Raw genomic sequence first — 6,336 nt, 5'->3', positions numbered from 1 at the left:
CTTTAAGTAACTGCTGGAAATCGTCAGCTCCGATAGGGTGCTCGTGGCAACCACCTTTTCGATGAGTGCAGTGGTTATAAAGATAAGTGGCGGTTCGGTCTGTCTCCTTGTAGTGCTTGGTTTTTATTGTCGTGGTTATAGCACAGCCGCATTCGGCGCAATAAACAAGGCCGTTAGTCCAATACTTCCAAGTATTCATTCGAGGTTTGGAACGAATTCCTAATGCGACTTGAACCTGATCAAAAAGATTCTTGCTGACAATTGGCTCGTAAGATCCAGAGTACAGCTCACCTAGAGAGTAAAAGCAGCCATAATAGATCGGTGACGTTAAAATTCTGTAAAGATGACTAACGCTTATTCGCTTGCCCTTCTTCGTTCGTAGGCCACTATCAAATAACCAATTAGACAGGTAGTGCAACGACATTTGACCGGTCGCCGCCATTTCGTAAACCTTTCTAATAAGCGGCGCTTCTAAAATGTTAGGTTTAAGGTTGCGGCTTCCCTTCTCGCCAAAAGTGTCAAAACCAACCGGCGCCATCCTTGGGTATTCACCCCGCTCCCGTTTATGAATTAAGCTTCGCCGAACATCTCGGCTGATGTTGCGTGAGTACTGGTTAGCCATTCCAAAATGGATTTGTAACACAAGATGATCTGACTCTGGGGTGTAGGCTTCGCCAGTAGTGGTTCGAATTTCTTTAAGAACCCCGTCCTGTAAAAGTTGAAGAATTCGGCCGCCCTCCTCAGGATTTCTACAAAGACGATTCGGCGCCCAAGCTAAGATGGCATCGGCGGCGCCGTTTTCAATTAATCTAAGCATTTGATCGAATACCGGGCGGATTCGTGGTTTAAATGACGACTTACTTTCCTCTAAACGATAGGTGATGTTTAGATTATTAGTGACGGCATACTTCTCACACTCGGCGTTCTGTTCAGGAATCGATAACGCCTGCTTCTCTTTAGGTTCTGATGACTTTCGGCTGTAGCGTATATATCTTAAGTTACTCATAACTTTAATTCTTTGGTTGTTGTGGTCAGATTGGTGAGGCTTTCATCAATGGGTGCACAAAATGCCTCACCTATCTAATCACACTCGAATCTTAGTCTTCCAGAGTACCGGTATCAATTAGGATCTACTAAATTTCGTTTTTAGATCCCAGTGTCTCAATATTCCCAGGAAGTATATGGGTTTCCTTGTTCTTATGATTCCCATCTCATATGCTTCAAGCGTTAAGGCAAGTGCCTCAAGTAGCAAATCGGATTTATAATTTTCAGCTAATACTGTGTAGTATGCTCTGCTTTCTATATCACCGAGATCGGTAGCTAATTTATCGGCTATATAATCAGACTTACAACCAAAATCGTGAACAAGACCCTCAAACTTACTTGAAAAATCAGTTTCATGGCCAACAGTACTATTACTGTTAACTGTATTTATGGATCTATCTTTACTGTTAACTGTAGATAAAGATTTATCTGTACTGTTAACAGTACCATTAAGTTTTAAAGATCTATCAGCTAAGATCTCCTTCATAGATTCTGTCATTGTTATCTCACCTCCTTTCCGGGAATTGATCTCGAATGTACTAAATTCTTAAGTCTTTTAATGGCTTCCGCATACATCGAGGCATTAATGGTTAGCGTTCCGGCCCACCAAGCCTCCTCGATTTTCTTGCAGGCGGCGGGCATCCCGAAAACGAATATTAGGTGGGAGCCCAAATCTTTAGTTCTTAGTAGCGGCAGACCTTCTGATAAAATCGCCGCCGATAACATCAGGTCTCTAGACTCAAAGGTATCCATAATCGGATTCCTCCTTTCGTTTTTGTACAACCGATGTTATTCGTCTTTGAATGCCTCCAGAGGCCAAATATTTCAAGGTCGATTCTTTAGATTCTGGGGTACGGGAGTTCCAGGATTTAATTCCGCCCAACTCTTTCGGAAACAGACCTTTATTTTGAAGCTCGTTACCCAGTTTGAGCCGGATTGATTTTCCGAGCGTGCATTTTTGTTCTTCTGGGAAGCGGAACCGTGTTTGCATTAACGGATCGAGAGGACACCGGGGAGCAGAGCAGAATTCAAAGCGAGGACATCTTTTGATTATTGTTAAATCTTCCATAATTACTACTTTCTCAGGAATTCAACGATTCCTTTTACGAATTTAAATTTGGTTTATTAATCCCGGCCACACTCTCCATAAAACTAACTAAATTAGTGGCGATAGTTTCTAACTCCTCATTAGTCAACTCCCGACCGTAGCGGGGTTTAAATACTTTCTGAATCTCTGCTTTTAGTGTTTCGTTGAGCCATGTGACCATACTGGATGAAATGTACCTTCAGGGTTATGAGAATAAAATTAGATAATTTTGAAGCTTTCAGGATATGCGGATGTTCGGTAAATTTGTTGGCAAAATTGTTGAGTTATACGCTTAAAGAGCTACAATATGGTCAATCTATTAGCCTGACAGCTAAAAAACGCTCAAAAAGCGTTTGGTCCGTATTTAGGGGTTACTCTCTATGGACCAAACGCTGTCAGGCTGAGGTTACGAGGGTAGCCCCTTCGTGTTTCTTAGCTGTATGAGGTTATTCGCGGGTATTCGGTCAGCATTTCATAACCAGAATCTATTTTTACCATTTGTATTGGTTATAACTGCTTTAGGCAGTGCTCTTTTTGTCTACACTGTATACAGCTCGGGGTTACCCGCCAAATTATTGGCTTACCTCAGTCAATCGAAATCAGGTATAGAAAGTTCGGTGCCACCGGTACCAAAACTTTCAAATGCTGACCATGCCCAATTTCTAACACTTTTGGGTAAGATAAACGCCTTAAAAGTAAAACTACCGGCGTCTGGTGACGTTAGCACCCGCATTCAAACTCATCTTGAGGATCTTCGTTTAGAGTTAACGGGGAACAACGACAGCTTAGTTGACCCTAAAACACCGGCCACGACAGCTGGTATTCTAAGAGACAGAAACGGTGTCATAGCTGAAGAGCTAAACCAGCTAGATAAAGATTTAGCGAATGGACTTGAGGGGCTAAATGCTTTTGAGGCGGCGGCCAGCGAGCAGGACGCAATTAATCAGATTTTTACAGATACCGCTCTTACACCAAATACAACTAATCCAAACACCGACACGACCACAAAGCCGGCTCAACAAGAGAATAGCGACCCTATAATTACCTGTAAATTCGATCATTGCGGCGATTTTCAACTTCCCCAAAATGAATGCAAGGTGAGTGTTTGTTGCCCCATCGGTGACACCTGGAAGTGGGAAAAATCCACTGATATCTGCACAGATGATCAAAATGCCTATGCCGAGCGGAAAGTGACCACTAATTTATTCCTTAACGGGCTAAATTTCACTAGGAATTGCAGTGCTAATAAGGCCGGGTTATTTACTTCTTTGGAACAAGATTATGTAAATGCAGCGAGAGAGTGGGTTTGTCAAAGTCAGTGTTGGGAAACATACAAACAGGCACTAGATAAGTTTAACGCTGACTTTGTGATATTAAGGTCTCAAGGTATGCCGATACCCGCTATTAACTACCCAAACAATTGGTCTTCCTGCTCGAACAAATGCTGCGGCTTGGATTCAAACAGCGATAAATACTGCCCCGGGGCTAGAAATTCAGGTAATGGCTACAACTACGAAGGCCCTACAAAAGCTGCTGAATCAAAGACTAATGGTATTGGCGACGAAATAAATAACGACATTAATCTTTATTGCGAGTAAGCAACGGGCCGCAGCGACTTGTATAGGAAGGTTAAATAATGATTTTATTTAAAATTAAAAAGTTCGAAATTACATTATTTGAGGCGGTTATTTATTTCCTTATTTTCTGGATTTTCTTTATTAATCCGTTAGTTTGGGTTTATAAATCGAACCCCATGCTTTGGAGCCGTGGTATAAATTCTATCTTTAAAGTTACTTTTTTCCCTCTTTTAAGTACAGACAAAAACTTTAACATAAACCTTTTACTCAATTACAAAAATTTAAGTAGCGACCTACTTTTAACTAACATCAATTTAGCAATCGGGTTTTTGGCGGCAATATTTACAAGATTTGTGACAAAAAGAGGTAAGAATTAATACAAAACTCACTGAAATAGACTTTTGTCATACCTATACCCGTCACATTGGTGGGGTGAGCTGGAAGACCCCCGGTACCCGGGCTGAAGGATGGAAAACCACCAGTTATAGGACGGTATTTTGTTAAATGAAGCATTTTAGAAGTTACAATAAGATCACCAGATGTCGAATAATCCCTACAGTTACAATACATTATAAGAGGTAGTTACATAAATAATCTAGTCGTATAATCTCTATTTAACGACGTGTCGCTCACAAATCATTGGCCACCCAATCTCCAAGTTAAAACAATTTTGACGAAATTGTGGGTAATGGCCACACCTTTTTGTACTACTTTTTCTATTGGTTTTATGGAGCTCCCACTCGTAGGATTAGTAGTATAATTGCGGCGTGTTTAGCATAAACGTTGAGAGCTTCGCCAAAAATCCCTATCACTACCTTAACCACGTAAAGCTTCCTATGGCCGTGACCGTACACGGAAAGCCTTCCTACTACGTAATGCCTATAACTAAGGTTGCCAAAAGCCGGGACGGTCTACGGTTCCTAAAAGAGCTCGGTCGTCATGACAGTAAAAAGGTTGCCGGGGGAGAATCAACTCGATACAGCCCCGCCACTATTTGCCCGGATCACAATACTTACCGGGCCGCCTGTGGTTGCGGGTTATTTGTTGGATAATTTTACTACCTATAAATAACATGGTCTGTGCTCATCATAGTTTTATACCAGTCAATGTCCCATGGTAAGTTCATCCAAAAAGCGAATGCGTTGTTATAATGCCGGTGTTCTTGTAAGAATTTATCAACGCTACTGCGTATGAAATTTTGGTTCGATTTCTGCAGAAAGTTATCAATCGCAACATTTCCCCATGCATTAAGCATATACAGAACACCTTCGATATCTTTTATCACCAATGTTCTAAAAGGATGGTCTTCTGACGATGACAGGTAAAGATATTGGAATTTATCCCCCCTACTCGCCGCTTCACTAAAGGCTCCAATTAGGTCGTTTAAGGAATTAAAAATAACTACATCGGGCTTACGACAGCCATCCATATTAGGTATGCAAGTCAGACCCGGTTGATAAAGTCCCCATTTTACTAACAATGTTTTTTCTTTAAGTTCTTTATCTAATAATGATGATATAGCATCAAATGAGTCCGCATAGATATATTTTTCACCATTTTTAGTAATTGCTAGAATCCCAACATCGTGCTTCCTTCCACTAATATGCTCTAGGGTTTGTTTAAATTCTAGTTCATCAGATAAAAATGTGACCACTACTACTTCAAATTCACTACAGTAGTGCAAGAGGTCATTTTTTTCGGGTAGTGTAATACCACTTTCGGAAAGTCTAATGTTCATGTTTGCGACTATAAGAGATTGCGTGTTTTCTAAAACGGCAGCCGCACCTTCAGGAACTTGTTTTACATCAATTTCAGTCATTTTTTGGTCAATACCCGCAAGGTCATACAAGTAGTTTATAAACTCGGCTACCTCTACTTTTGTTGCGTCAGGGAAGTATTCAACATCTGCGGCCGCACAAATGTCGATCTCACTCTTCTTCAATAAGCTTGGTGACTTAGCTACTGTTTGTACCAGTTTCAGTAGTCTGATATCCGGAGAAACACTCGGGCTTGCAAGAAAATGTTGTAGCCCCTTAATATTACCGAAAAGATCTCTCTCATAGCAGGCTTTTCTAAATCCATTTTGGAAAGTTATTCTTGATATCTTTGTTGTAAAGTTTTCTCTATATCGGTTGCTCATACTGATTACAAACGACATTGGTGAGAACCAGTCGTAGTACTCCTGCGTTAAGTTCGCTCTTGCCCAAATTAGGCTGGCCCGCTTACCTATTTCTCCCCGCAGCATTAAAAGCTCCATTAGCGTTGCCAAACCCTCTTGTGCATTTGTCTGATTTCTCATAAGAGATTGTTTTATCTTGTCCTTGTCTTCCCTGGATATAGAAGTGATTTTAGGCAAAAGATTTAGTATTGGTAGGATTGCTAACCCGTAATCTGTCGTTGAGGTAAGAAGTGAGTGTGTAACTTCGTGAAAAAGAGTTTGTTTAGCGCGAAGAGGGTCAAGGTAAAGTTTCCCGTAGTCAACACCCATCAATCGGGATTCCGGATTATATAGTCCCAATGTTAGTCGATTCCAGGAATTTTCCATAAGTTGATTTTAGAATAAAAGCTCAAAGTCGAGTTGCAGCAGGAAACACCGCCACCGAGATGATTCCATTTACGATTTGATCC

8 protein-coding genes are annotated in these 6,336 nt (G+C 41.1%); 3 read left to right on the top strand and 5 right to left on the bottom strand.

Annotated features, from left to right (window positions below; all coding sequences use genetic code 11):
* From NT141_02985 to NT141_02970, 4 genes are all read right to left on the bottom strand, one after another.
* On the bottom strand, nt 1–1,006 hold a 1,006-nt coding region (locus NT141_02985), incomplete at its 3' end, for a recombinase family protein (GenBank protein MCX6784008.1).
* Nucleotides 1,007–1,123: 117 nt separating this feature from the next.
* Complete coding sequence (locus NT141_02980; GenBank protein MCX6784007.1) at nt 1,124–1,543, bottom strand: hypothetical protein; 420 nt, start codon at nt 1,541–1,543, stop codon at nt 1,124–1,126.
* Between the two features lie 2 nt (nt 1,544–1,545).
* The gene (locus tag NT141_02975; protein MCX6784006.1) at nt 1,546–1,797 is read right to left on the bottom strand and encodes a hypothetical protein; all 252 of its coding nucleotides are present in this window, start codon (nt 1,795–1,797) and stop codon (nt 1,546–1,548) included.
* 350 nt (nt 1,798–2,147) lie between these two features.
* The gene (locus NT141_02970) at nt 2,148–2,312 is read right to left on the bottom strand and encodes a hypothetical protein (GenBank protein ID MCX6784005.1); all 165 of its coding nucleotides are present in this window, start codon (nt 2,310–2,312) and stop codon (nt 2,148–2,150) included.
* A 259-nt stretch (nt 2,313–2,571) separates the two neighbouring features.
* Between NT141_02970 and NT141_02965 the strand changes: the two genes are divergently transcribed.
* The 3 genes from NT141_02965 (at nt 2,572) to NT141_02955 (ending at nt 4,760) form a co-directional block, all read left to right on the top strand.
* A complete protein-coding gene (locus NT141_02965; protein MCX6784004.1) occupies nt 2,572–3,729 on the top strand; it encodes a hypothetical protein in 1,158 nt (385 codons plus the stop codon).
* Between the two features lie 38 nt (nt 3,730–3,767).
* Nucleotides 3,768–4,085 carry a hypothetical protein gene (locus tag NT141_02960; protein ID MCX6784003.1) on the top strand — a complete coding sequence of 106 codons (318 nt, stop codon included), beginning with the start codon at nt 3,768–3,770 and terminating at the stop codon, nt 4,083–4,085.
* 390 nt (nt 4,086–4,475) lie between these two features.
* Nucleotides 4,476–4,760, top strand: a complete 285-nt coding sequence (locus tag NT141_02955; GenBank protein MCX6784002.1) for a hypothetical protein — start codon at nt 4,476–4,478, stop codon at nt 4,758–4,760.
* Nucleotides 4,761–4,765: 5 nt separating this feature from the next.
* Here the strand turns inward: NT141_02955 and NT141_02950 are convergent, their stop codons facing one another.
* Nucleotides 4,766–6,253 (bottom strand): hypothetical protein, encoded by a 1,488-nt coding sequence (locus NT141_02950; GenBank protein ID MCX6784001.1) that lies wholly within the window; start codon nt 6,251–6,253, stop codon nt 4,766–4,768.
* Nucleotides 6,254–6,336: the final 83 nt, after the last annotated feature.

The organism is candidate division WWE3 bacterium, assembly GCA_026396615.1.
GTDB lineage: Bacteria > Patescibacteriota > WWE3 > JAPLWK01 > JAPLWK01 > JAPLWK01.
This window is presented reverse-complemented; position numbering and strand designations above follow the sequence as displayed.